The following is a 25,053-nucleotide window of genomic DNA, read 5'->3' on the forward strand; positions in this document are numbered from 1 at the left end:
GCCGGAGCACAGCTGCGCCGGCGAGGAGATCGCGATGCTCGAACTGAACGCGCAGCAGGTTCGCATGGACCAGCGCGCCGCCGACAAGCAGGCCGCCCTGGCCTTGCTCGGCGCGGCCCTGGAGGACGACGGACTGGTCGCCGCCGGCTATCTCGCCGGTCTGCAGGCCCGCGAAGCGCAGGGCTCCACCTACCTTGGCCAGGGCATCGCGATACCCCACGGCACACCGGACACCCGCCACCTGGTACAGCGGACCGGTGTGCGCCTGATGCATTTCCCCGAGGGCGTCGCCTGGGGGGATGGGCAAGTGGTGCACCTGGCCATCGGCATCGCCGCCAAGTCAGACGAACACCTGCGCCTGCTGCAATTGCTGACCGTTGCCCTGGGGGATGGCGAGATGGGCGAGGCTTTGCGCCTGGCCGGGAGTCCTGAAGCTGTCCTGCAACTGCTGCGTGGCGCGCCACAGACGTTGCTGCTGGATACGCAACTGGTCGGCCTGGGCGTCGTCGCTGAGGACTTCGACGAGCTTACCGTGCTGGGCGCGCGCCGGCTGAAGAAGGCTGGCTGCGTCGAACCCGGCTTCGCCGCCGAGTTGCACGGCAGCGAGGCGCTGCCGCTGGGTGACGGGCTCTGGTGGCTGCACAGCGCCGAGCGCGTCTCGCGGCCGGGCCTGGCCTTCGTCACCCCGCAGCGCGAGCTGAATCATGCCGGGTTGCCGGTGCGCGGGCTGTTCTGCCTGGCCAGCCGGGGCGATACGCACCGGGCGATGTTCGAACGCCTGTGCGACCTGCTGGTGGACGGCCGCGCGGGTGAGCTGGCGCTGGCCACGACCAGCCGCCATGTGCTGGAGGCCCTGGGCGGCGAGCTGCCGGTCGACTGGCCGAGCGTGCGGGTGCCGCTGGCCAACCCGCACGGGCTGCATGCTCGCCCGTCGCAGGTATTGATGCTGCTGGCGCGGGACTTCGAGGGCGAAATTCGCGTGCGCATCGCCGAAGCCGATAGTGCGCCGGTGTCGATCCGCAGCCTGAGCAAGCTGCTCAGCCTCGGCGCGCGGCGTGGGCAGGTGCTGGAGTTCTTCGCCGAGCCGGAGATCGCCGAGCGCGCGCTGGAGGCCGTGCGCCTGGCGGTGGAGCAGGGGCTGGGCGAGGAAGTCGAGCCGCTGCCCGAAACCTCCGGGCCCACTGCCGAAGTCGTTGAGGCCATCGAAGCGCAAGCGCCCGCCGCGCCGGAAGCGGGCAGCCGCCTGCAGGCCATTGCCGCGTCTCCCGGGATCGCCAGCGGGCCCGCTTATCTGCAGGTCGAGCGCCACTTGCGGTTCGCCGAGCGCGGCGAATCCGTCGAGGCCGAGCGCCGGCGCCTGGATGAGGCGCAGGAGGCGATTTCCGCCGAGATCGAGGCGCTGGTGAAGCGCACCCAGGTCAAGGCCATCCGCGACATCTTCGTCACCCACCAGGCCTTGCTGGAGGACCCGGAGCTGGCCGACGAAGTGCAGTCGCGCCTGGCCGAAGGCGCCAGCGCGGAGGCCGCCTGGAGCCAGGTGATCGAACGGGTCGCCAGTGAGCAGGAAGCGCTGCGCGACGCCCTGCTGGCGGAGCGTGCCGCCGACCTGCGCGACGTTGGTCGTCGAGTGCTGGCGCGCCTGTGCGGCGCAATGGGCAGCATGGCGCCGGAGCGACCGTACATCCTGGTGATGGACGAGGTCGGCCCCTCCGATGTTGCGCGGCTGGACCGCGAGCGGGTGGCCGGCATTCTCACCGCACGCGGCGGGGCGACCTCGCATAGCGCGATCATTGCCCGCGCGTTGGGCATCCCTGCGCTGGTGGGCGCTGGCGCCGCAGTGCTGGCGCTGGCCCCCGATACTCTACTGTTGCTCGACGGTGATCACGGCGAACTGCTGGTTTCACCGAGTGCCGAGTCACTGGCCGAGGCCGAGCGTCGGCGTGATCAGCGGCGGCGCCGGGCCGAACGGGCTGAGGCGCGCCGTCATGAACCGGCGATCACCCGCGACGGCCACGGGGTGGCGGTCTGCGCCAATCTCGGCGACACCTCCGGCGCCGCGGCAGCGGTGGAGCAGGGCGCGGAAGGCGTTGGCCTGCTGCGTACCGAATTCGTGTTCATGGACAACCCCCAGGCGCCGGATGAGGCGATGCAGGAGGCCGAGTACCGCCGCGTGCTCGACGCCCTCGACGGACGTCCGCTGGTGGCGCGCACGCTCGATGTGGGCGGCGACAAGCCGCTGCCTTACTGGCCGATCCCGCAGGAGGAGAACCCCTACCTTGGCGTGCGCGGGGTGCGCCTGACCCTGCAGCGTCCGCAAATCTTCCAGACCCAGCTGCGCGCGTTGCTGCGGGCCGCCGCCGGACGCCCGCTGCGCATCATGTTCCCGATGGTCGGGCAGGTGCAGGAGTGGCGGCAGGCGCGCGACCTGACCCGGCAGCTCTGCGTGGAGCTGGGCGGCGAGCACGACCTGCAACTGGGCATCATGGTCGAGGTGCCGTCGGCGGCATTACTGGCTCCGGTGTTGGCGCAGGAGGTGGACTTCTTCAGCGTCGGCACCAACGACCTGACCCAATACACCCTGGCCATCGACCGTGGCCATCCGACCCTCTCGACGCAGGCCGATGGTCTGCACCCGGCGGTGTTGCAACTGATCGACATCACCGTGCGCGCGGCCCATGCCCACGGCAAGTGGGTGGGCGTCTGCGGCGAACTGGCGGCGGATGTGCAGGCCGTGCCGCTGCTGGTGGGGTTGGGAGTGGATGAGTTGAGCGTGTCGGCGCGCAGCATCCCGCTGGTGAAGGCGCGGGTGCGAGAGCTCGAGTTGCCGGTTGCCCGTGAACTGGCGCAGGCCGTGCTGGCCCTGGGTTCCGCTGCCGAGGTGCGCGAACGCGTCGCCCAGGCCCTGCCGGAGGTGAACTGATGGCGCGCATCCTCACCGTGACCCTGAATCCCGCACTGGACCTGACGGTACGCCTGCCCCGGCTCGACGTCGGCGAGGTCAACCGCAGCGAGTCGGTGCTCAGCCAGGCGGCCGGCAAGGGGCTGAACGTCGCCCAGGTGCTGGCCGACCTCGGGCACTCCCTGAGCGTGACCGGCTTCCTCGGGGCGGACAACGCCCCGCCATTCGAGGCGCTGTTCCAGCGCCGTGGTTTCGTCGATGCCTTCGTCCGCGTGCCGGGGGAAACCCGCAGCAATATCAAGCTGGCCGAAGGCGGCGGACGCATCACCGACATCAACGGCCCCGGCCCTGAGGTGAGTGCCCCTGAGCAGGATGCCTTGCTCGACCGTCTTGACCGCATAGCCAGCGAGCATGAGCTGGTGGTGGTCGCCGGCAGCCTGCCGCGCGGTGTCGATCCCGACTGGTTGCGCGAATTGCTGCTACGGCTGGGGCGGCGCGGCCTGAAGGTGGCGTTCGACAGCAGCGGTGCGGCTCTGCGCGCCGGGCTCGACGCGGCGCCCTGGCTGATCAAGCCGAACGATACCGAGCTGGCCGAAGCCTGCGGCCAGCCTCTCGATACGCCAGCGGCGCTGGCGGCGCAGGCCGAGGCGCTGCGTGCGCGGGGTATCGAGCAGGTGGTGTTGTCCCAGGGCGCCGAGGGTGTGCGCTGGTTCGGCCCTCTGGGGAACTGGAGGGCCGTTCCGCCGAAGGTCGAGGTGGCGAGCACGGTGGGAGCGGGTGACTCGCTGCTCGCCGGCATGCTGCACGGCCTGCTGGAAGGCTGGCCGGCCGAGCGCGTGCTGCGCCATGCCACGGCGGTGGCTGCGCTGGCGGTCACCCAGTTCGAGTTCGGCATCGGCGATGCGCCGCGCCTGATCCAGATTCAAGACGGCGTGCAGGTCCAGGCCCAGGCCTGACCCGTACCGCCTCCAGAACAACAAGAGGTTATGAAGATGAACCTTGCCCTCATCACCGCCTGCCCGAATGGTCAGATCACCAGTGTGCTCAGCGCGCGCCTGCTGCGTGCTGCGGCCGAGCGCCTGGGCTGGTCGGTGTGCGTCGAACAGCGCGACCCGCAGCATCCCGAACGCCAGCTCTCCGAAGCTCAGATCGCGGCGGCCGACTGGGTGCTGGTGGTCAGCGCACAGCCGCTGGACCTCTCGCGCTTCGTTGGCAAACGTCTGCTACAGATTCGTCCGGCCGAGGCGCTGGCCGATCCCGCCGCCTTCCTCCAGCGCGCTGTGCAAGATGCGGAGGTCTGCCGGGCCGACGACTCACCGAGCGTCACCACTGGGACCGCGCGTGCGGTGAAACTGGTGGCGGTCACGGCCTGCCCGACCGGGGTGGCGCACACTTTCATGGCCGCCGAGGCCTTGCAGCAGGCCGCGCAGCAGATGGGCTACGGGCTGAAGGTGGAGACCCAGGGCTCGGTCGGTGCACGCAATCCACTGAGCGCCGAGGACATTGCCGACGCCGATGTGGTTCTGCTGGCGGCGGACATCGAAGTGAACACCGAGCGTTTTGCCGGCAAGCGCATCTTCCGCTGCGGCACCGGGGTGGCGCTGAAGCAGCCGCAGGCGATCCTCGATCGCGCGTTGAGGGAGGCGGTAGAGGAGTCCGCCACGGCAGCCGGCAGCGGCACGGCAGCGGGGAAGAGCGAGGCGCGCGGGGTGTACAAGCACCTGCTCACCGGCGTGTCCTTCATGCTGCCGATGGTGGTGGCGGGCGGTCTGTTGATCGCGCTGTCGTTCGTCTTCGGTATCGAGGCGTTCAAGCAGCAAGGCACTTTGGCGGCCGCGCTGATGCAGATCGGCGGCGAGGCGGCGTTCAAGCTGATGGTGCCGATGCTCGCCGGTTACATCGCCTGGTCCATCGCCGACCGTCCGGGGTTGGCGCCGGGGATGATCGGCGGCCTGCTGGCGAGCACCCTGGGCGCGGGCTTCCTGGGCGGCATCGTCGCCGGGCTGCTGGCCGGGTACTGCGCGCGGGCCATCGCGCAGTGGCTTCCGCTGCCGGACAGCGTCGCCGCACTCAAACCAATCCTGATCATTCCGCTGCTGGCCAGCCTGTTCACCGGGTTGGTGATGATCTACGTGGTGGGCTCGCCGGTGGCGGCGATGATGCATTCGCTGACGGGCTTCCTCGCTGGTATGGGCACCACCAATGCCATCCTGCTGGGGCTGCTGCTGGGCGGGATGATGTGCGTCGACCTCGGTGGCCCGATCAACAAGGCGGCCTATGCCTTCTCGGTCGGCCTGCTGGCTTCGCAGAGCTATGCGCCGATGGCGGCGGTGATGGCGGGAGGCATGGTCCCGCCGATCGGCATGGGCATCGCCACCCTGCTGGCGCGGCGCAAGTTCGCCCAGAGCGAGCGCGAAGCAGGCAAGGCGGCGCTGGTGCTGGGGCTGTGCTTCATCTCCGAGGGTGCGATTCCCTTCGCCGCCAAGGACCCGCTGCGGGTGATCCCGGCCAGCATCGTGGGCGGCGCGCTGACCGGTGCGCTGTCGATGCTGTTCGGTTGCAAGCTGCTGGCGCCCCATGGAGGGCTCTTCGTGCTGCTGATTCCCAACGCAATGAACCACGCGTTGCTGTACCTGCTGGCGATTGCCCTGGGCAGCGTGGTGACGGGCGTGCTCTATGCCGTGCTCAAGCGCTCGGAGGCGGCGCCGATGATGGTGATGGGCGAGCCCGCCCGGTAGGGCAGGGAGCGCAGTGAATAGCCCAAAAAACAGTTCTTCTTGCGAAGGTTGGCAGCGGCGAGCCACGACTCTGGCCCGGCGCTGCTCCGCTTATTTCTGCGCGATTACTGGCACCGGCAGGCGGTGCGAGTCGCCGCGGCCCATCGGGAAGTATTCGAAACCATGGCGCGCCATGCGCTCCGGATCGAACAGGTTGCGGCCGTCGAAGATCACCGGGGCTTTCAGGCGGCTGGACAGCAGGTCGAAGTCCGGGGCCTTGAACTGCTGCCACTCGGTGCAGATCACCAGCGCATCGGCGCCGCCGAGGGTGGCCTCCGGGGTGCCCATCAGCGTCAGGCGCTCATCGTGACCGTACAGGCGTTGCGCTTCGGTCATGGCCTCCGGGTCGAAGGCGCGTACCTGGGCGCCGGCTTCCCAAAGCGCTTCCATCAGTGCGCGGCTTGGCGCATCGCGCATGTCGTCGGTGTTGGGCTTGAACGACAGCCCCCAGAGCGCGAAGGTGCGTCCGGCCAGTTGACCGTCGAAGTAGCGGTGGATGCGCTGGAACAGCTTGTTCTTCTGGCGGACGTTCACCGCTTCCACGGCACGCAGCAGGTCGTTGGAGCAGTCCGCTTCCTTGGCGCTCTGGATCAGGGCTTGTACGTCCTTGGGGAAGCACGAGCCACCGTAGCCGCAGCCGGGGTAGATGAAGTGGTAGCCGATGCGCGGATCGGCGCCCATGCCCTGGCGCACCGATTCGATGTCGGCGCCCATGTGCTCGGCCAGTTCGGCGATCTGGTTGATGAAGCTGATCTTGGTCGCCAGCATGCAGTTGGCGGCGTACTTGGTCAGTTCGGCGCTGCGCAGGTTCATGCTGATGATGCGGTCATGATTGCGGTTGAACGGCTCGTAGATCTCGCGCATCACGTCCATCACTTCCGGGCGCTCGCAGCCGATGACGATGCGGTCGGGCTTGCGGCAGTCGGCCAGTGCGGAGCCTTCCTTGAGGAACTCGGGGTTGGAGACGATATCGAACTCCAGCGTGCGCCCCAGGTCGTTCAGCACCTTCTGCAGGTGCGCCTTGATGCGGTCACCAGTGCCCACCGGAACCGTGGACTTCTCGACGATGATCACCGGCTGGTGGCGGTGGCGGGCGATGCTCTCGGCCACGGCGAACACGGCGCTCAGGTCGGCCGAGCCATCGGCGCTGGGCGGCGTGCCCACGGCGATGAACTGCACACGACCGTGGGCAGTTGCTTCGGCAACGTCGTCGGTGAAGTGCAGGCGACCGGCTTCCAGGTTGTCCTTCACCAGCTCGGCCAGGCCGGGTTCGTAGATGCTGATCTGGCCGCGCTTGAGCTTGGCGATCTTTTCCTTGTCGATGTCCATGCACAGGACGTCATGGCCGACTTCCGCCATGACGGCGGCTTGAACGAGCCCGACATAGCCGATACCGAATACGCTGATTTTCATGCTGTGCTCTCCCGCTGAGGGCTCATGACCGTTTCAGGGGTCATTCGAACTGTGTGGAATTTTGGCGAGCGTCGCCGGGTTTGAGGGGGTTGGTTCCGTTGCGGCGGCGCGGTGCATTGATGGTGATCACACCGGCGATCACCAGGCCGACGCCGAGCGTGCGCGACAGGCTCAACGGCTCGCCCAGGCCAGGCAGCCAGGCGGCGCCGAGGTAGACCAGGGCATAACTGAGGCTGAGCAGCGAGTAGGCGCGGCTCAGCGGCAAGTGATTCAGGGCGAGCAGCCAGCAGAGCATCGACAGCGCGTAGGCCATCACTGCACCCGCCAGCACCAGCAGGGCGGCCAGGTCGAGGCTTGCGAGTGACTCGAGCCACTGTGCGGGGGCCGGCAGACGCGTCATGCCCCAGCGCATGCCCAGCTGCGCACCGCTGACCAGCAGCACGCTGCCCAGGGAGAAACCGATACCGCGCCAGACGCTCATGACTGCAGCCCCAGCAGGGCCACGCCGCCGACGATCAGGGCGACGCCACACCAGTGGCGCGCGTCGATGTGCTCCTGGAACAGCGCTCGTGCGGCGAGGGTCACCAGTACGAAGTTCAGGCTGAGCATCGGGTAGGCCAGTCCCACATCCAGGCGTTGCAGCAGCAGCAACCAGAGCAGCAGGCCGCCGCCCAGGCAGGCGACAGCCAGCACCAGCCAGGGCGTGAACAGCTTGGCCGACACACTGAGTTCGCGGCCTCGCCAGCTTTCCACCGCGAGCTTCTGCGAGATCTGCCCCAGGCAGGTCAGCAGGCACACGCTGGCCAGGAGCAGTGCGATCACGGCGCGGCCTTCGGAATCAGCAGCACCACGAGGTGGTTCTGCCGGAAGCTGACGGCGTCCTTCGGCATTTCTGCCAGGTCGTGCTCGTCATTGGCGCTGTTGACCCGCAACACGATGCCAACGGAGCCCTTGGCGCGGGCCTGGGCGATCCAGGTCTGGGCGTCGCTCAGCACAATGCTGCGGCCGGCGCCTTCGGGATAATTGAGGCCGTACTTCAGCTCGCCAACGGTATTGAGCAGGTGGATGTCGCTGCGCCCGGTGCGCCAGGCGAGCGCGGTGGCGGCGCCAAGGTCATTGCTCACCAGGCTGTCGGCACTGCGCAGCTCATCCAGGTGCTCGAGGATGAACTGGTCGGGCATCTTGCTGTTGACCATGCTGTTGGGCATGGCGTTGGGCAGCAGCGCCACCAGGATCCACAGGGCGAATGCCGGGGCCGCCCAGAGCTGCGCCGGACGCATCAGTTGCAGTGCGCCGCAGACCACCCAGGAGAGGCAGACGATGCTCACCATCAGTACGCTGGGCGTTTCGCCCTTGTACAACGGGTGGCGCAGTTGCAGGACCACCAGTGCGATCAGAGCGACCAGGCCGATCACCAGGACGAGCGCGCCGTTGATCCGCAGCATGCGCTGACGGCCTTGTTGCAGGGCGTCTGCGAGACTGTCGGCCATCATCAGGGCCAGCGGTGCGAAGCACGGCATGATGTAGGTCGGCAGCTTGCCCTTGGCCAGGCTGAAGAACAGGAACGGCATGACGAACCAGAGCAGCAGGAAGCCCAGCTTGCGATCACGCAGCCCGGTGAAGCCCTTGCGCAGCGCGGGGATCACCAGCACCGCCCAGGGCAGGGCGCTGGCGAACAGCAGCGGTACGAAGAACCAGAAGGGGCGGCTGTGCTGCGCATCGTCGCCGGCGAAGCGGCGGATGTGCTCGTGCCAGAAGAAGAAGTTCCAGAAGTCCGGCTCGCGGGCGTGGATCATCAGCGCCCAGGGCAGGCTCACCAGGACCGCCACCAGTACGGCCAGCGGGCCGTAGCGCAGCAGTTCGCCGAAACGCTTGTTCATCAGCGCATAGGGCAGGGCGACGATCACCGGCAGCAGCAGGGCGAGGAAGCCCTTGGTCATGAAACCCATGGCGCAGGCCGCGCCGAGCAGGCTCCAGGCGGCGACGCGCCCCCGTGATGTGGCGGCGTCGAAGGCGAACCAGACCGCGGCGAGGCTGAGATTCACCCAGAGGGTGAATTGCGGGTCGAGGTTGGAATAGCCGGCCTGTCCTGCTATCAGCCCGAAGCTGGCATACAGCAGTCCCGCGGCCCAGGTGCGGCGCGGATCATTCCACAGGCGGCGGGCCACCAGCAGCACCAGCAGGGTGCTGAAGGCGGTGACCAGGGCTGACGCGAAACGCACGCCGAACAGGTTTTCACCGAACACCGCCTGGCTTGCGGCGATCAGCCAGTAGCCGCCGGTGGGCTTCTCGAAATAGCGCAAGCCCATCAGGTGCGGCGATACCCAGTCGCCGCTCTGCAGCATCGACTGCGTAATCTGTGCATTGCGGGTTTCGTCGGGAATCCACAGACCGTGGAAGCACAGCGGTAACAGGATGCAGAGCACGAACGCGGCAAGTAGCGTCGGATAGGCGAGGCGCTTCATGCCCGTTGCACCCCCAGCCAGCCTTCGCGGCCGGCCAGCTCGCCACGCACCAGGCGGGCGACGGGAAGAGTGGCGGGGTTTTCCGGCAGCAGCCGGCCCAGGGGTTGGAACTGGATGTCATCCTGTCGGGCGCGCCCGAGCAACTGACGGAAAGTCTCTGCCATGAGAATGCCTTCTACCTCGGCATGGATCGTGTAGACGTTGAGTGCGTCGCGGCGGAAGCGTTGGAGGATGAAGTCGTTGAAGCCGGCGGCGGACACCTGCGGCCCGACCACTTCGTCGTACGTCGGCATATCCACCGGGACTTGCGGCGTACCGGCGCGGCCATCCTCGAGCCGGGGGCGGAACAGCCCCGTGCCACGGCAATCGCTGTTGTAGCGGAAGCCGAAGCGTTCCTTGGCCTCGACGACGCGCTCGTCGGCTCGCCAGCCAGCGACGGCGGAGCATTCCACCGGCTGGCCGATGATGTCGGCGAGGGTATCGACGCCCTGGCGAATCTGCTCCACCAGTTGCTCCGGGCTCCAGCGGCCGGCGTTGGCCTGCCAGCCGTGATGGTCCCAGGCATGCAGGCCGATTTCGTGGCCAGCGTCCTTGGCGCGCCGCATCAGGTGACCGAGGTCACGGCCGATGGGCTTGCCCGGCCAGGCGGTGCCGGCCAGGAGGATGTCCCAGCCGTACAGCCCGGCGGCATTGGAGCGCAGCATCTTCCACAGGAACTGCGGCCGGATCAGGCGCCACAGGTGTCGGCCCATGTTGTCCGGGCCGACACTGAAGAAGAAGGTCGCCTTGATGCCGGCTTCGTCGAGAATATCCAGAAGCCGAGGCACCCCTTCACGGGTGCCTCGGTAGGTATCCACATCGATACGCAGTCCTGCCTGCATTACGCGATGCTTTTGTCTTTCTGCGGTGCTGCGGCCGCATCGCTTGCGCGTTCGGCCAGCGCTTCACGCAGGAAGAAGTCCAGCGTCTTGCCGATGGTCTCGGACAGTTCGACGGTGGGCTGCCAGTCCAGCAGGCGACGGGCGTTCTCGATGCTCGGCTTGCGGTGCGACACGTCCTGGTAGCCGTCGCCGTAGAAGCTGCGGCTTTCCACTTCGCGGAAGCCGGCGAAGGGCGGGAAGTTGTCGCGCAGCGGGTGGGCTTCGAACTGACGCAGCAGCTCCTCGCCCAGCTGGCGGATGCTGGCTTCGTTGTCCGGGTTGCCGATGTTGACAATCTGCCCGTCGCAACGGCCGCCTTCGTTGTCGATGATGCGTGCCAGTGCCTCGATGCCGTCGTCGACGTCGGTGAAGCAGCGTTTCTGCGCACCGCCGTCGACCAGACGGATCGGGGTGCCTTCGACGAGGTGCAGGATCAGCTGGGTGATCGCGCGCGAGCTGCCGATACGTGCCGAGTCCAGGCGGTCCAGACGCGGGCCCATCCAGTTGAACGGACGGAACAGGCTGAACTTCAGGCCCTTCTGGCCGTAGGCCCAGATGACGCGATCGAGCAGCTGCTTGGAAACCGAGTAGATCCAGCGCTGCTTGTTGATCGGGCCGACCACCAGGTTCGACGTGTCTTCGTCGAAGTTGGCGTCGGTGCACATGCCGTACACCTCGGAGGTGGACGGGAAGATCACGCGCTTGTTGTACTTCACGCAGTAGCGGACCAGCTTGAGGTTTTCCTCGAAGTCCAGCTCGAACACGCGCAGCGGGTTGCGGGTGTACTCGATCGGCGTGGCGATGGCCACCAGCGGCAGGACCACGTCGCACTTCTTGATGTGGTACTCGATCCACTCGGTGTGGATGCTGATGTCACCTTCGACGAAGTGGAAGTCCGGGTTGCTGCGCAGGCGCTCGATGGCGTCGGAGCCGATGTCCAGGCCGTAGACTTCGTAGTTGCCGTCGCGCAGCAGGCGCTCGGACAGGTGGTTGCCGATGAAGCCGTTGACGCCCAGGATCAGGACGCGGGTCTTGCGCTTGGCCTTGCGAACGGCGCCGCGCAGGCGCGAGCCTTCTACCAGGCCCATTTCGCGGGCCAGTTGCGGACCGGCGAGGAACAGGCCGGCTTCGCCCTGCTGGCCGGAGAGGATCTCCAGCGAGTCTTCACCGCAGGCGATGCGCAGCGGATCGACGCTCAGGACCGAGCCGGGTGCCTGGCCGCCGTTGCCGCTGGCAACGCGGGAGCTCCAGACGATCAACTTGCGATCGCCCACAGGCGCGAAGGCGCCGGGGTAGGGTTGGGTTACCGCGCGGACCAGGTTGTGCAGTTCGCGGGCCGGACGCTGCCAGTCGATGGCACCGTCGGCGGCGGTGCGGCGGCCGAAGTAGCTGGCGCGGGACTCGTCCTGCGCAACTTCGCTCAGCTCGCGCTTGGCCAGCTTCGGCAGCGCGTCGTCCAGCAGCTCGCGGGATGCCTGGCGCAGTTTGCCGTGGAGGATCAGGGCGGTGTCGTCAGCGCCGATCGCTACGCGCTGCTGGGCGAGGATGGCGCCGGCGTCGGCGCGCTTGACCATGCGGTGCAGGGTGACACCGGTCTCGGTCTCGCCGTTGACCAGCACCCAGTTGGCCGGGGCGCGGCCACGGTAGCGCGGCAGCAGCGAGCCGTGGAGGTTGAAGGCACCTTCGGAGGCGCAGGCCAGCAGCTCTTCGCCGAGCAGGTTGCGGTAGTAGAAAGAGAAGATGAAGCGCGGCTGCAGTTCGCGGATACGCGCGATCCACAGCGGGTGGTTGACGTCTTCCGGCGCATGTACCGGGATGCCGTGACGCGCGCAGAGCTGGGCTACGGAGCCGTAGAAGCGGTTTTCCTGCGGGTCGTCGGCATGGGTGAAGACTGCGTCGATCTGGTAGCCGGCGGCGAGCAGGGCTTCGATGCCGGTGCAGCCGATGTCGTGATAGGCGAAGACGATGGTCTGCTGGGTCATGGCTGGAGAGACTCAAGAGAAGAGGAAGGGGTGGTAGAACGGGTTTCGAGGGTGGTCCGCTGGCGGACGATGCGCTCGATGAAGAAGCGTGGACGTGCGCGCACGTCGTTGTACATGCGACCCAGGTATTCGCCAAGCAGGCCCATGCCGACCAGTTGCACGCCGGTGAACATGAACAGTACGGCGAACAGCACGAAGACACCGTGGCCGGCCCAGGCGGCGCCGAAGATCGCGCGCAGGACGATGAGCAGCAGGGCGAAGCAGAAGCCGGCCGCCGCCATGGCGCCACCCGCCAGCGACAGCAGGCGCAGCGGGGTGGTGGTCATGCAGGTGACCAGGTCGAACATCAGGTTGATCAGGCGCATGAAGTCGTACTTCGACTCGCCGTGCTCGCGCTCGGCGTGGGCGACCAGGATCTCGGTGGTGTGGCGGGCGAAGCTGTTGGCCAGGATCGGGATGAAGGTGCTGCGCTCGCGGCAGGCCAGCATCGCCTTGACGATGCTGGAGCGGTAGGCGCGCAGCATGCAGCCGTAGTCGCTCATGGCAACGCCCGTGGAGCGCTGTACGGCGAGGTTGATCAGCTTCGACGGCCAGCGGCGCAGGGCAGAGTCCTGGCGCTTCTGGCGGACGGTGCCGACCACGTCATAGCCCTGTGCGGCCTGTTCGACCAGACGCGGGATTTCTTCCGGCGGGTTCTGCAGGTCGGCGTCGAGGGTGATGACCAGGTCGCCGCGGCATTCCTCGAAGCCGGCCATGATGGCCGCGTGCTGGCCGTAGTTGCGGTTGAGAATCACCGCGACGACGTGGCTGCCGGGGGCTTCGGCGGCTTCCAGGAGCAGATCGGCGGAACTGTCGCGGCTACCGTCGTCGATCAGGATGATCTCGTAGTCACGGCCCAGCTTCTCGCAGGCAGCGCCAGTGCGGCGCAGCAGCTCGGGGAGGCTGGCTTCCTCGTTGTACACCGGGATGACGATGGACACGAGGTTGATCGGATAGGGTTTCACAATTGCGTTACCGGGTGATGGTTTCGATAGCTTCCACCACTCGGTCGAGGTCGCCGGTGGTCATGTCGGGGAACAGCGGGATGGAACACAGGCGTGCCGAGTTCCATTCGGTGTTGGGCAGACTGACATCAGGGAAGCGCTGGCGATAGTAACTGTGAAGGTGGCTGCCGATAAAGTGGATACCGGAACCGATGCCGCGTTGCTGCAGGGCCTGCATGAAACCGTCGCGGTCGATACCGCAGCGTTCGGCGTCGATACGCAGGATATACAGGTGCCAGGCGTGGTGTTGCGGGTAGTCCGGCACGGCCAGGGGTTGCACCGGCAGGCCGGCCAGGCGTTCCTGGTAGGCGGCTGCCAGTTCGGCGCGGCGCGCGTTGATCGCTTCCAGGCGGTCGAGCTGGACCAGGGCGATGGCGGCGTTGATGTCGGAGAGGTTGTACTTGAAGCCCGGCTCCATCACCTGGGCCTGCGGCTTGCGGCCGTGGGTCAGGCGGTCATAGGCGTCCACGCCCAGACCGTGGAACTTGAGCATGCGCACGCGATCGGCCAGGGCATCGTCGTCGGTGACGAACATGGCGCCCTCGGCGCAGGTCATGTTCTTGATCGCATGGAACGAGAAGATCGCGGTGCCGGTCTGGCCGACAGGACGGCCACGGTACCGGGTACCGGCGGCGTGGGCGGCGTCTTCGATCACCGGGATGCCGTGGCGCTGCGCCAGCGCGTTGATCGGGTCCATGTCGGCGGCGGCGCCGGCGTAGTGCACCGGGATGATGGCGCGGGTGCGCGGCGTGATCGCGGCTTCGATGCGTGCGGCGTCGGTCATCAGGGTGTCGCGGTCGACGTCGACGAACACCGGGGTGGCGCCCAGCAGGCAGATCATGTTGACGGTGGACACCCAGGTCTGCGACGGGGTGATCACCTCGTCGCCCGGGCCGATGCCCAGCGCCAGCAGCGTGATGTGCATGCCGCCGGTGGCCGAGGCCAGCGCTACAGCGTGCTTGCAGCCGATGTATTGGGCGAAGCGCTGTTCCAGTTCCTGGTTCCGCGGGCCGGTGGTGATCCAACCCGAACGCAGCACCTCATTGACCGCCCGGATCTCTTCGTCACCGATGCTGGGGCGGGAGAAGGGGAGGAAGTTCATGTCCATGTTATGAGTCCTGATGGGCCTGTGCCGCAGTACTTGAGTGTAGGAAAGTTAGCTGGGTATACGTTAAGAACCCGTTAAGTGCTTGTGGTGAAACTGTAATCGGGCTCTCACGGAGGGTCACATAGCCTAGCTGAGCCTGGGCAGAGTGGGGGAATGAGTATTCTGAAAACGACAACTGAGTGTCGGTATTCGCTGTTGAACACTCGTTCATTCCTGGCGTATGTTGGTCCCACGATCTGACGGACAAAAATTCCAATACCCGTCGGACACTCCGTCATTCGGATGAGGCTCTCGCATGCGTTATTCCTCGCTTGTGGACAGGATGGTCGGACCCGGCGTTGCCGCCTGGGACATTCACTACGCGGCCATCGCCGCCCAGCGCGAAGGCCGGGATGTGATCGTCCTGAGCGTTGGAGATCCGGATTTCGCCACGCCGGACTTTATCACCGAGGCCGCCATCACCTCGTTGCGCGCCGGCGATACCCATTACAGCGACGTGGCCGGGCGCCCGGAGCTGCGCCAGGCCATCGCCGCGCTGCATCAGCGACGTTGCGGGCAGTCGGTGGCGGCGGAAAACGTAATCGTCGTCGCCGGAGCGCAGAATGGCCTGTTCGCCGCGGCCATGTGCCTGCTGGAAAAGGGCGATGAGGTGATCGTCTTCGATCCGGTCTATGTCACCTACGAAGCGACCCTGAAGTCCACCGGCGCCGTGCTGGTGCCGGTTCCGACCCGCGCAGGCAACGGTTTCCGCCCCGAGGCCGCCGATCTGGCCGCCGCCATTACCTCGCGCACCAAGGCGATCTTCTTCGCCAACCCGAACAACCCCACGGGCGTCGTGCTCAACCGCGAAGAGCTGCTGGCTATCGCCGAACTGGCCAAGGCCCACGACCTGTGGGTGGTGGTCGACGAGGTCTACGAGGGCCTGACCTTCGAGCGTGAGCACCAGGGATTCGCCGCACTGCCGGGCATGGCCGAGCGCACCCTGAGCATCGGCAGCCTGTCGAAGTCCCATGCCATGACCGGCTGGCGCGCTGGCTGGATCATCGCCAACCCGACGTTGGTCGGTCATCTGGAAAACCTCGCGCTGAACATGTTCTACGGCCTGCCGGGCTTCGTTCAGGAAGCCGCGCGGGTAGCCGTCGAGCGGCATGACGAGGTGGTTTCGTCGATGCGCGGGATCTATCGCCGCCGCCGTGACCTGGTGGTCGCCGCCTTGAGCGACTGCCCGCGTGTCAAGGTGCTCAAGCCGGAGGCCGGCATGTTCGTCCTGGTGGACGTGCGCGAAACCGGCCTCAGTTCGCTGGATTTCTCCTGGCAACTGTTCCATGCCACCGGCGTCTCGGTGCTCGATGCGGCGGCGTTCGGGCCGCAGGCGGAAGGTTTCGTGCGGCTGTCGTTCGGCCTGAGCGATGAGAGCATGGCCGAGGCCTGCGCTCGGATCATCCGCTTCGTCGAGTCCCTGCCGGCGAGTGGCAATCGCCCCGCAGGAACGGACTCCGTCCGCGATATCCCATGTGCCGATGCCGATCGCGGACGGAGTCCGCTCCTGCAAGAGCCGGCACAGCCGGCGACCAAGCCCGTCATCGAGGTCCGCGACCTGCACAAGCGCTTCGGCGACTTCGAGGTGCTCAAGGGCGTGTCGCTGTCGGCCCGCGAGGGCGGGGTGATCTCGCTGATCGGCGCCAGCGGCTCGGGCAAGAGCACCCTGCTGCGCTGCATCAACATGCTGGAGATTCCCAACCAGGGCACGGTTACCGTCAACGGCGAGACCATCGGCCTGACCCAGAACCGCCACGGCGAGCCGATGGTGGCCGACCAGAAGCAACTGACCCGCATCCGCTCGCAGCTGGGCATGGTGTTCCAGAACTTCAACCTGTGGCCGCACCGCACCGTGCTGGAGAACCTGATCGAGGCGCCGACCTTCGTCCTCCACGAGAGCAAGGCCGAGGCCCGCGAGCGCGCCGAGGCGCTGCTGGAGCGTGTCGGCCTGGCCGAGAAGCGCCACGTCTATCCGGCCTTCCTCTCCGGCGGCCAGCAGCAGCGGGTGGCTATCGCCCGTGCGCTGGCGGTACGGCCGAAGGTCATGCTGTTCGACGAACCGACCTCGGCGCTGGACCCGGAACTGGTGGGCGAAGTGCTGCGGGTGATCCGTTCGCTGGCCGAGGAGGGGCGGACCATGATCCTGGTTACCCACGAGATGGCCTTCGCCCGCGACGTTTCCAGCCACGTGGCGTTCCTCCACAAGGGCCTGATCGAAGAGGAAGGTACGCCCGAGGAAGTCTTCTCGCGGCCGTGCAGCGAACGCTGCCGGCAGTTCGTCAACGCGCACCAGAATCGCTGACCGATGCCGCGCAGTCGGCGCATCGATGAGCGTGACCCATAACAATTGAAAACAACGCAGGGGATCACGATGAACAAGAAAGGTCTGTGCAACTGGGTGGTGGGTGCAACGATGCTCATGGCCGGCGCGGTAAGCGCGCAGGCCGAGACGATTCGTTTCGCCCTGGCCGCCGAACCCTATCCGCCGTTCTCGCAGAAGCAGCCCGACGGCAGCTGGGTCGGCTTCGAACCGGACCTGATCCACAAGGTCTGCGCCGAGATGAAAGCCACCTGCGAGATCGACGAAGTGGCCTGGGACGGGATCATCCCGGCGCTGCTGGCGAAGAAGATCGATGTGATCTTCAACTCCCTGTCGATCACTGAGGAGCGCGAGAAGCAGATCGCCTTCAGCCGCCCCTACTACGACACCCCGGTGGCCGTGGCCGCGCCCCAGGCCGCGGACCTGCAGATCACCCCTGAGGGCCTGAAGGGCAAGACCATCGGCGTGCAGATCTCCACGGTCAGCTCCAACTACCTGAAGAAGTACTACGAGAAGATTGCCGACGTGCGCTACTACGACACCCAGGACTCGGTGAACGCAGACCTGGTGGCCGGGCGCATCGACCTGATGATGGCCGATGGCATCGCCGTGGCGACCTTCATCAAGTCGCCGGACGCGCAAGCCGCCGGCATCGTCAACAAGGGCGAGGTGAAGTACGACCCGCTGTTCGGCCGCGGCGTTGGCGCCGGCATGCGCAAGGACGACACCGCGCTGAAGGCGAAGATGGACGAAGCCATCGGCAAGTTGCTGGCCAGCGATGACTACAAGGCACTGTCGGACAAGTACTTCGGCATGAGCGTCGCGCCCAAGCAATAACGCTCCGGCGCGAGTGAGTAGACCCGCGCCCGTTCCGGGCGCGGGTACGATACTGAGCCTCCAGTTATGGAGAAGGCCATGCAAAGCATCTTCGACCTGATCGGATTCGGCCCCGCGGGCTGGGGCCCGGCGTTGCTCAAGGGGCTCCTGGTCACCCTGCAGATTTCCGTCGGCGCCTTCCTGGTCGGCCTGCTGATCGGCCTCGCCGCGGCCAGCGCCAAGATCGGCGGCCCCCGCCCGCTGGCGATGCTCGCGCGCGGCTATACCACCCTGTGCCGGGCGGTGCCGGAGCTGCTGCTGATCCTGCTGCTGTTCTACGTCGGCTCCATGGGCCTGAACGAGCTCTTCGCCTGGGCGGGCTACGGCGAGGTGAAGCTCAACGGCATGGTGGTGGCCATCGTCGTGCTCGGCCTGGTGCAGGGCGCCTATGCCTCGGAGATCTTCCGTGGCGCGATCCAGGCGATCCCCTACGGGCAGATCGAAGCGGCGCGGGCTTACGGCATGCACGGCTTCGGCCTGTTCCGCCGCGTGACCCTGCCAATCATGGCGCCCAACGCGCTGGCCGGCATGGCCAACCTCTGGGTCAACCTGATCAAGGACAGCGCGCTGATCAGCGTGGTGGGCACCAACGAGTTGCTCTACACCGCCAAGCAGGCCGCAGGCTCCACACGTCACTACCTGACTTTCTATCTCACCGCGGCGGCGCTGTATTACGTGCTCACCGTGCTTTCCAACCTGTTCGCAGGCTACATGGAGCGGCGCTTCCGCCGCTGGATTCCGGCGGTTTGAACGAGGCGCGGCGATGAACGAACACTGGCTATTCGTCTACGGTGCCCTGCTGCTCAAGGGGCTGGGCACCACCCTGATCATCCTGCTGATTTCCGCCATCCTGGGCTTCGCGCTGGCATTGGGCGTGGCGCTGGCGCGAATGTCGCGCAACTTCCTGGTCGCGCGCCTGGCGCTGGCGTACACCAGCGTGATCCGTGGCACGCCGCTGCTCGTGCAGATCTACATCTTCTACTACGGCCTGGGCAGCCTGTTCGCGCAGTTCCCGCTGATCCGCGGCAGCTTCCTCTGGCCCTATCTGCGTGACGGTTTCTGGTACATCGTCATCGCCCTGATCCTCTCGGTCGGCGCCTACGTCGGCGAGGTGGTGCGTGGCGGTCTGAAGGCCGTGCCGCGCGGCGAGCTGGAGGCCGCTTCGGCGTTCGGCATGAACCGCACGCTGGTGCTCTACCGCGTCTGGCTGCCACGGGCGATCCGCCTGCTGCTGCCGACCCTGGCGGGGGAGAGCGTGATGCTGCTCAAGTCCACGGCGCTGGCCTCGACCATCGCCGTGGTCGACCTGCTCGGCGCGGCCAACGTAGTGCGCGCACAGACCTTCAACGTCTATGAGCCCCTGCTGCTGGTGGCGGCGATCTACATCTGCCTGACCTTCATCATCGAAGCCGGCTTCGCCGTGCTGGAGCGCACCACGCCGATTCGCCGCGAGGCGCAAAGCACGACGCAGCGCTCCTGGCTGGGCAAGCGGCGGCCGCGCACGGCTGTTTGATAGTGGATTTATGGCTCGCATTACGATCTCGCGAGCTAGAGCTGGATTAGGCGGGCGGGGCTCGAGGAGCGGAGTTTACGCCAGTAAATGAGCATCTGAGAGCGCCGTCCAACGACATCCAGCCGACGCGCAGCAGGTCGTCAGGCATAGGCGCCGCGACGTAGCCCCTCTACCCAGCAGCGGCTGAGTTCCAGGCCGTCGGCGGCGCTGAAGGTGGCGGGGTTCAGACACCACTCCAGCCAGAGCCCGTCGAGCATGGCGGAGAGTCCGATGGCGGCCAGGCGCGGTCGCGCAACGGAGAAGCCCTCGGCGCTGGCGAGGTCACTGATGAGTTTTTCCAGGATGGTGAGGTAGCTCTGGTAGCCGCGCTCGTGGGCGTCGTTCACCGGCGGCGAGTGACGGATCAGGCTCCAGAACACCACCCAGGGGCTGAGCAGGTCGGGGTCCAGCACCTGGGGCGAGAAGGAGCCGGTAAGGAAGGCTTCCATGCGCGCCGCAGGATCATTGCCGGCGGCGTCGACCTGCTCGTAGAGGGCCTGGGTGACTTCGCTGGCGAGGGTCTCGTAAGCCTGGGCGACCAGGGCGTCGATGCTGCCGAAGTGGTGGTTGACCAGGCCGACGGCGACGCCGGCCTCCTTGGCGATGCGGCGCACCGAAATGCCCGCGTGGCCGTCGGCGACCAGGCACTTGAGGCAGGCGCGCACCAGGTGGTCGCGACGTTCCTCGGAGGTGGCGCGCTGGGCTTTCTGGCGAGGCATATCCAAGGGGGTGTCCTTCTGGGCTAGCGAATGGCTCCGATACTAGGAGGCGCCGAAGAAGATTTCCATGGGCGATTCGGACAGAGGCCCAACAGAGGAGAGTGCATATGATCGAGGACGTTTCCTTCAGCGTACCCGGGGATTCCGGTGCCGAGCTGCGCGTGCGCGCCTGGCGTGTCGATGGCGGCAAGCCGGGGCCGAAGGTGCACCTGCAAGCAGGTGTGCATGCCGATGAAATCGCCGGGATGCTGGTGCTCCACGAACTGCTGCCGCGCCTGCACGAGGCGGCGCGGAACGGTACGCTGAACGGCAGCGTGACGCTGGTGCCGCAAGCTAATCCCATCGGCATCGGGCAGTTCCGCCAGGGGCGCATCCTGGGCCGTCATCACGAGGCGAGCGCGCGCAACTTCAATCGTGGCTTCCCCACTTCGGCGGCGGCCACGGGGACCCTGGACAACCTCACGCTGTGGCAGAAGCGCCTGGCCGAACTGGCTGCACCGGCGGACATCGTGCTCGACCTGCACACCGACGACGAAGCGCTGCAATACGTCTACCTGCACGAGTGCTTCTGGCCCGCCGGCCAGGACCTCGCCGCGGCGCTGCGCGCGGAACTGGCGATCATCTGGGAGGGCGACAGCGACGGCGCCTTCGAGGAGGTGGTGATTGCGCCCTGGCTCGCCGAGCAGCGCCTCGATGGGCGCCTGGTGGCCACGGTCGAATTGCGTGGGCAGGGCGATGTCAGCGATGCGCTGGCGCGGCAGGACGCGGAAGGGCTCTATCGCTTCCTCGGGGCGCGCGGCGCGGTGACGGACGCCGAGCTGTTGCCGGAATGGAAAGGTGTCGCCACGCCCATCGGATTCATGGAAACCGTGTTCGCCCCGGCTGCCGGTGTGCTGGTGTTCGAGCGTGAGCTGGGCGAACGCGTCGAGGCCGGCGAGCGCTTCGGCCGCATCATCGCCCGTCCTGGTGATGCGAGCAGCGAGCACATCCTGCGTGCGCCGCAGAGCGGCATCCTCGCCACCCGCTACCGCGATCGTCTGATTCCCCAGGGCGCCATCGCGGCCAAGCTCACCGGCAGCGCATCTTCGAGCACCTGGAACTCCGGCGCGCTCGATCCGTGATGTACGGCCTTTCGTAGGAGCGGACTCCGTCCGCGATCATTTTCGACGCGGGTAGATCAAGGGTGGAGTCTGCTTTTACACCTGTATCTGGGGCCCCGCGTTCGCGGGGATGACGTGTGCGGGGGGGCTGGGCACAATACCGTCACTCCCGCGAACGCGGGAGCCCAGAAGACAGAAGGCTGTTCCTACGAAAGCAGCCCGGCGCAAATAAAAACGCCCGCGCAAGGCGGGCGTTTTCGTGAACGGCGAACTCAGTGGTGTTCGCGGGTGGCGCGGAAGGTGATGTCCGGCCAACGCTCTTCCATCAGGCCCAGGTTGACGCGGGTCGGGGCCAGGTAGGTGAGGTGGCCGCCGCCGTCCACGGAGAGGTTCTCCATGGCCTTGTCCTTGAACTCCTTGAGCTTCTTCTCGTCCTTGCATTCGATCCAGCGCGCCGACCAGACGTTGATCGCCTCGTAGGCGCACTCGACCTTGTATTCCTCCTTCAGGCGGCTGGCGACCACGTCGAACTGCAGCACACCGACGGCGCCGAGGATGATGTCGTTGTTGCGCTCGGGGAAGAACACCTGCGTCGCACCTTCCTCGGCCAGTTCCTGCAGGCCCTGGCGCAGCTGCTTGGACTTCAGCGGGTCCTTCAGGCGCACGCGGCGGAACAGTTCCGGGGCGAAGTGCGGGATGCCGGTGAAGCCCAGCGCCTCGCCTTCGGTGAAGGTGTCGCCGATCTGGATGGTGCCGTGGTTGTGCAGGCCGATGATGTCGCCGGCGAAGGCCTCTTCCAGCTGCTCACGCTCGCTGGAGAAGAAGGTCAGGGCGTCGGCGATCTTCACGTCCTTGCCCAGGCGCACGTGGCGCATCTTCATGCCCTTCTCGTACTTGCCCGAGCAGATACGCATGAAGGCGATGCGGTCGCGGTGTTTCGGGTCCATGTTCGCCTGGATCTTGAACACGAAGCCGGAGAACTTCTCCTCGGTCGGCGCCACGGTGCGCTCGTGGGTGCCGCGCTCCAGCGGTTGCGGGGCCCAGTCGACGATGCAATCGAGCACCTGGTCGACACCGAAGTTGCCCAGCGCGGTACCGAAGAATACCGGAGTCATCTCGCCATCGAGGAACGCCTGCTTGTCGAATTCGTGGCAGGCGCCCTGCACCAGTTCCAGCTCTTCGAGGAAGTTCTCGTAGAGGTCGCCCAGGTGCGCGCGGGCTTCGTCGGAGTCGAGCTTGTCGATGATCTTGGTCTCGATGCGCTCGTGGCCGTGGCCCGGCACGTAGACGATGATCTTGTCCTGGGCGAGGTGGTAGACGCCCTTGAAGTCCTTGTAGCAGCCGATCGGCCAGGTGATGGGCGCGGCCTTGATCTTCAGGACGGCTTCGATCTCGTCGAGCAGCTCGATGGGGTCACGGATGTCGCGGTCGAGTTTGTTGATGAAGCTGACGATGGGCGTGTCGCGCAGGCGGCAGACTTCCATCAGGGCGATGGTGCGCGGCTCTACACCCTTGCCGCCGTCGAGGACCATCAGCGCCGAGTCCACCGCGGTCAGGGTGCGGTAGGTGTCTTCGGAGAAGTCTTCGTGGCCGGGGGTGTCGAGCAGGTTGATCATGTGCTCGCGGTAGGGGAACTGCATCACCGAGGTGGTGATGGAGATGCCGCGCTGCTTTTCCATCTCCATCCAGTCGGAGGTGGCGTGGCGGTCGGATTTACGCGACTTCACGGTACCGGCGACGGCGATCGCCTTGCCCATCAGCAGGAGCTTTTCGGTAATGGTGGTTTTACCGGCGTCGGGGTGGGAGATGATCGCGAACGTACGGCGTTTGGCGACTTCGGCGGCCTGGAGGGTCATGGATGCGTGCCTGGCTGGAATCGATGATGGGCCCGGATCGGCCCAAAAGCGCCGGATTATAACGGGAAATGGCCGGTCGATCAGCGCCGCCGGGCAACCGGTGGTTGATGTGCGTTCGGGTGGCACCCATGAACTCACTCCCGATGGGTGTCCCGGCAGTCGATCAGAGGAGAGCGACGGCGCCATCGGCCAACCCGGCAATGGCCTCTTTATCCAGGGCGAAAAAAGCGCCTCCGGCGTCCCTTGTCATCCCTCTGAAACCCGCGCCTGTGCAGCATTTCATGACGTTTTGTTAAGGATTTGAAACGAAACGCCGGATCGCGACAAAGGGTTATGAAAAAGCGGCAATTTTTGATTGATCTGTGGTGCCTGTGGTCCTAAAGTTCGCGCCCGAACGCTCATGCTGGAAACGATCCATCCGGCTCAAGTACTGACGACGAGAGGTTGCCGGCCCGGTGACTCCGCCGCCCCGACAGGGGCAGGGAGTCCTGGAGAACTGGAACCGGTGATACTCGGCGACATGCCTTGGGAAGTAGGCGAACCAAAGTGGGGAAACTGATCAGGCGTTCGTGGCTCGAAAGATAAGAGCCGTCCCTCTTTTCAATTGCGTGTTTTGCCATTTGGAGTCCCAACCATGTCCATCAAGGTCGAGGATTACTTCGCCCCGGAAACCTTCCAGCGCATGAAGGCTTTTGCCGACAAGCAGGAAACCCCCTTCGTCGTCATCGACAAGCAGACCATCGCCAACGCATACGATCAGCTGACCGACTGCTTCCCCTTCGCCAAGATCTACTACGCGGTGAAGGCCAACCCGGCCACCGAGATCACCGAGCTGCTGCGCGACAAGGGTTCGAACTTCGACATCGCCTCGATCTACGAGCTGGACAAGGTGATGAAGACCGGTGTGGGCCCGGAGCGCATCAGCTACGGCAACACCATCAAGAAAGCTCGCGACATCCGCTACTTCTATGAGAAGGGCGTGCGCCTGTTCGCCACCGACTCCGAAGCCGACCTGCGCAACATCGCCAAGGCCGCGCCGGGCGCCAAGGTCTACGTGCGCATCCTCACCGAAGGCTCCACCTCGGCCGACTGGCCGCTGTCGCGCAAGTTCGGCTGCCAGACCGACATGGCCATGGACCTGCTGGTGCTGGCCCGCGACCTGGGCCTGGTGCCCTATGGTGTGTCGTTCCACGTCGGATCGCAGCAGCGTGACATCGGCGTGTGGGATGCGGCCATCGCCAAGGTGAAGGTCATCTTCGAGCGCCTGAAGGAAGAAGACGGCATCGAGCTGAAAATGATCAACATGGGTGGTGGCTTCCCGGCCAACTACATCGCCAAGACCAACAGCCTGGAAACCTACGCAGAGGAGATCATCCGCTTCCTCAAGGAAGACTTCGGCGACGAGCTGCCGGAAATCATCCTGGAGCCGGGTCGTTCGCTGATCGCCAACGCCGGCATCCTGGTCAGCGAAGTGGTGCTGGTGGCGCGCAAGTCGCGTACCGCCGTGGAGCGCTGGGTGTTCACCGACGTGGGCAAGTTCTCCGGCCTGATCGAAACCATGGACGAGTCCATCAAGTTCCCGATCCACGTGGAGAAGCAGGGCGAGCTGGAAGAGGTGGTGATCGCCGGCCCGACCTGCGACAGCGCCGACATCATGTACGAGCACTACAAGTACGGCCTGCCGCTGAACCTGGCTGCCGGCGACCGCCTGTACTGGCTGTCCACCGGCGCCTACACCACCAGCTACAGCGCGGTGGAATTCAACGGCTTCCCGCCGCTGAAGGCGTTCTACCTGTAAGCCCCAAGTGCGAATGAAGAGGCCCCGCGATGCGGGGCTTTTTCGTTTCCGGTGTTGGCTTTTCGTAGGAGCGAGCGTGCTCGCGAACGGATTCCGCAGCGGGGCTGGTTCGCGAGCACTCTCGCTCCTGCAGGATGCCGCTCCCTACGTTCAAGCGTCCCGGTAACCTGTAGGAGCGGACTCCGT

At 66.2% G+C, this 25,053-nt stretch carries 19 protein-coding genes; 9 read left to right on the plus strand and 10 right to left on the minus strand.

Annotated features, from left to right (window positions below):
* The first annotated feature begins 34 nt into the window (after positions 1-34).
* The 3 genes from ptsP to GA645_RS05130 are packed head-to-tail and all read left to right on the plus strand — an operon-like array spanning position 35 to position 5,637.
* Positions 35-2,920, plus strand: coding sequence for a phosphoenolpyruvate--protein phosphotransferase (gene ptsP / locus GA645_RS05120; protein ID WP_152220543.1), 2,886 nt, complete (start codon positions 35-37; stop codon positions 2,918-2,920).
* Positions 2,920-3,855 (plus strand): 1-phosphofructokinase, encoded by a 936-nt coding sequence (gene pfkB, locus GA645_RS05125; RefSeq protein WP_152220544.1) that lies wholly within the window; start codon positions 2,920-2,922, stop codon positions 3,853-3,855. The genes ptsP and pfkB overlap by 1 nt, the downstream gene beginning before the upstream one ends.
* Before the next feature lie 36 nt (positions 3,856-3,891).
* A complete protein-coding gene (locus GA645_RS05130; protein WP_152220545.1) occupies positions 3,892-5,637 on the plus strand; it encodes a PTS fructose-like transporter subunit IIB in 1,746 nt (581 codons plus the stop codon).
* Positions 5,638-5,727: 90 nt separating this feature from the next.
* Here GA645_RS05130 and GA645_RS05135 read toward each other — a convergent pair whose 3' ends face one another.
* From GA645_RS05135 to arnB, 8 genes are read right to left on the minus strand one after another with little or no spacing between them, the layout of a single operon-like run.
* Positions 5,728-7,089 carry a UDP-glucose/GDP-mannose dehydrogenase family protein gene (locus tag GA645_RS05135; RefSeq protein WP_152220546.1) on the minus strand — a complete coding sequence of 454 codons (1,362 nt, stop codon included), beginning with the start codon at positions 7,087-7,089 and terminating at the stop codon, positions 5,728-5,730.
* Positions 7,090-7,129: 40 nt separating this feature from the next.
* Positions 7,130-7,570, minus strand: a complete 441-nt coding sequence (gene arnF, locus GA645_RS05140) for a 4-amino-4-deoxy-L-arabinose-phosphoundecaprenol flippase subunit ArnF (protein ID WP_152220547.1) — start codon at positions 7,568-7,570, stop codon at positions 7,130-7,132.
* Positions 7,567-7,911: a 4-amino-4-deoxy-L-arabinose-phosphoundecaprenol flippase subunit ArnE gene (gene arnE / locus GA645_RS05145; RefSeq protein ID WP_152220548.1), complete on the minus strand. Its 345-nt coding sequence runs from the start codon at positions 7,909-7,911 to the stop codon at positions 7,567-7,569. The genes arnF and arnE overlap by 4 nt, the downstream gene beginning before the upstream one ends.
* Complete coding sequence (gene arnT / locus GA645_RS05150) at positions 7,908-9,554, minus strand: lipid IV(A) 4-amino-4-deoxy-L-arabinosyltransferase (RefSeq protein WP_152220549.1); 1,647 nt, start codon at positions 9,552-9,554, stop codon at positions 7,908-7,910. Before arnT ends, arnE begins: the two co-directional genes overlap by 4 nt.
* Positions 9,551-10,435, minus strand: a complete 885-nt coding sequence (arnD, locus tag GA645_RS05155) for a 4-deoxy-4-formamido-L-arabinose-phosphoundecaprenol deformylase (RefSeq protein ID WP_152220550.1) — start codon at positions 10,433-10,435, stop codon at positions 9,551-9,553. The genes arnT and arnD overlap by 4 nt, the downstream gene beginning before the upstream one ends.
* The gene (gene arnA / locus GA645_RS05160; protein WP_152220551.1) at positions 10,435-12,456 is read right to left on the minus strand and encodes a bifunctional UDP-4-amino-4-deoxy-L-arabinose formyltransferase/UDP-glucuronic acid oxidase ArnA; all 2,022 of its coding nucleotides are present in this window, start codon (positions 12,454-12,456) and stop codon (positions 10,435-10,437) included. Before arnA ends, arnD begins: the two co-directional genes overlap by 1 nt.
* Complete coding sequence (arnC, locus tag GA645_RS05165; RefSeq protein ID WP_152220552.1) at positions 12,453-13,460, minus strand: undecaprenyl-phosphate 4-deoxy-4-formamido-L-arabinose transferase; 1,008 nt, start codon at positions 13,458-13,460, stop codon at positions 12,453-12,455. Before arnC ends, arnA begins: the two co-directional genes overlap by 4 nt.
* A 7-nt stretch (positions 13,461-13,467) precedes the next feature.
* A complete protein-coding gene (arnB, locus tag GA645_RS05170; RefSeq protein ID WP_152220553.1) occupies positions 13,468-14,607 on the minus strand; it encodes a UDP-4-amino-4-deoxy-L-arabinose aminotransferase in 1,140 nt (379 codons plus the stop codon).
* A gap of 295 nt (positions 14,608-14,902) precedes the next feature.
* Here arnB and GA645_RS29170 point away from each other — a divergent pair, with 295 nt between their 5' ends.
* The 4 genes from GA645_RS29170 (at position 14,903) to GA645_RS05190 (ending at position 19,355) form a co-directional block, all read left to right on the plus strand.
* Positions 14,903-16,948 (plus strand): aminotransferase class I/II-fold pyridoxal phosphate-dependent enzyme, encoded by a 2,046-nt coding sequence (locus GA645_RS29170; protein ID WP_152220554.1) that lies wholly within the window; start codon positions 14,903-14,905, stop codon positions 16,946-16,948.
* 69 nt (positions 16,949-17,017) lie between these two features.
* On the plus strand, positions 17,018-17,803 hold the full coding sequence (locus GA645_RS05180; RefSeq protein ID WP_152220555.1) for a transporter substrate-binding domain-containing protein: 786 nt from the start codon (positions 17,018-17,020) through the stop codon (positions 17,801-17,803).
* 78 nt (positions 17,804-17,881) lie between these two features.
* On the plus strand, positions 17,882-18,592 hold the full coding sequence (locus GA645_RS05185; RefSeq protein WP_152220557.1) for an ABC transporter permease: 711 nt from the start codon (positions 17,882-17,884) through the stop codon (positions 18,590-18,592).
* A 13-nt stretch (positions 18,593-18,605) separates the two neighbouring features.
* Complete coding sequence (locus GA645_RS05190) at positions 18,606-19,355, plus strand: ABC transporter permease (RefSeq protein WP_152220559.1); 750 nt, start codon at positions 18,606-18,608, stop codon at positions 19,353-19,355.
* Positions 19,356-19,495: 140 nt separating this feature from the next.
* Here GA645_RS05190 and GA645_RS05195 read toward each other — a convergent pair whose 3' ends face one another.
* A complete protein-coding gene (locus GA645_RS05195) occupies positions 19,496-20,119 on the minus strand; it encodes a TetR family transcriptional regulator C-terminal domain-containing protein (protein WP_152220561.1) in 624 nt (207 codons plus the stop codon).
* Positions 20,120-20,220: 101 nt separating this feature from the next.
* Between GA645_RS05195 and GA645_RS05200 the strand changes: the two genes are divergently transcribed.
* Positions 20,221-21,234, plus strand: coding sequence for a succinylglutamate desuccinylase/aspartoacylase family protein (locus tag GA645_RS05200; protein WP_152220563.1), 1,014 nt, complete (start codon positions 20,221-20,223; stop codon positions 21,232-21,234).
* A gap of 251 nt (positions 21,235-21,485) precedes the next feature.
* On the opposite strand, the gene GA645_RS05205 is transcribed toward GA645_RS05200, so the two are convergent.
* On the minus strand, positions 21,486-23,069 hold the full coding sequence (locus tag GA645_RS05205) for a peptide chain release factor 3 (protein ID WP_152220565.1): 1,584 nt from the start codon (positions 23,067-23,069) through the stop codon (positions 21,486-21,488).
* A gap of 634 nt (positions 23,070-23,703) precedes the next feature.
* Between GA645_RS05205 and GA645_RS05210 the strand changes: the two genes are divergently transcribed.
* Positions 23,704-24,867 carry a type III PLP-dependent enzyme gene (locus tag GA645_RS05210; protein ID WP_152220567.1) on the plus strand — a complete coding sequence of 388 codons (1,164 nt, stop codon included), beginning with the start codon at positions 23,704-23,706 and terminating at the stop codon, positions 24,865-24,867.
* The last annotated feature ends 186 nt before the right edge of the window (positions 24,868-25,053 follow it).

The organism is Pseudomonas sp. SCB32 (assembly GCF_009189165.1).
Taxonomy (GTDB): Bacteria; Pseudomonadota; Gammaproteobacteria; order Pseudomonadales; family Pseudomonadaceae; genus Pseudomonas.

Excerpts from the sequence above, each read along its gene's own strand:
- arnF (WP_152220547.1), bottom strand. The coding sequence starts at position 7,570 with ATGAGCGTCTGGCGCGGTATCGGTTTCTCCCTGGGCAGCGTGCTGCTG.
- GA645_RS05185 (WP_152220557.1), top strand. The coding sequence starts at position 17,882 with ATGCAAAGCATCTTCGACCTGATCGGATTCGGCCCCGCGGGCTGGGGC.
- GA645_RS05210 (WP_152220567.1), top strand. The coding sequence starts at position 23,704 with ATGTCCATCAAGGTCGAGGATTACTTCGCCCCGGAAACCTTCCAGCGC.
- GA645_RS05200 (WP_152220563.1), top strand. The coding sequence starts at position 20,221 with ATGATCGAGGACGTTTCCTTCAGCGTACCCGGGGATTCCGGTGCCGAG.
- GA645_RS05130 (WP_152220545.1), top strand. The coding sequence starts at position 3,892 with ATGAACCTTGCCCTCATCACCGCCTGCCCGAATGGTCAGATCACCAGT.
- pfkB (WP_152220544.1), top strand. The coding sequence starts at position 2,920 with ATGGCGCGCATCCTCACCGTGACCCTGAATCCCGCACTGGACCTGACG.
- GA645_RS05180 (WP_152220555.1), top strand. The coding sequence starts at position 17,018 with ATGAACAAGAAAGGTCTGTGCAACTGGGTGGTGGGTGCAACGATGCTC.
- arnA (WP_152220551.1), bottom strand. The coding sequence starts at position 12,456 with ATGACCCAGCAGACCATCGTCTTCGCCTATCACGACATCGGCTGCACC.
- ptsP (WP_152220543.1), top strand. The coding sequence starts at position 35 with ATGCTCGAACTGAACGCGCAGCAGGTTCGCATGGACCAGCGCGCCGCC.
- arnT (WP_152220549.1), bottom strand. The coding sequence starts at position 9,554 with ATGAAGCGCCTCGCCTATCCGACGCTACTTGCCGCGTTCGTGCTCTGC.
- GA645_RS05135 (WP_152220546.1), bottom strand. The coding sequence starts at position 7,089 with ATGAAAATCAGCGTATTCGGTATCGGCTATGTCGGGCTCGTTCAAGCC.
- GA645_RS05205 (WP_152220565.1), bottom strand. The coding sequence starts at position 23,069 with ATGACCCTCCAGGCCGCCGAAGTCGCCAAACGCCGTACGTTCGCGATC.
- GA645_RS29170 (WP_152220554.1), top strand. The coding sequence starts at position 14,903 with ATGCGTTATTCCTCGCTTGTGGACAGGATGGTCGGACCCGGCGTTGCC.
- arnB (WP_152220553.1), bottom strand. The coding sequence starts at position 14,607 with ATGGACATGAACTTCCTCCCCTTCTCCCGCCCCAGCATCGGTGACGAA.
- GA645_RS05190 (WP_152220559.1), top strand. The coding sequence starts at position 18,606 with ATGAACGAACACTGGCTATTCGTCTACGGTGCCCTGCTGCTCAAGGGG.
- arnD (WP_152220550.1), bottom strand. The coding sequence starts at position 10,435 with ATGCAGGCAGGACTGCGTATCGATGTGGATACCTACCGAGGCACCCGT.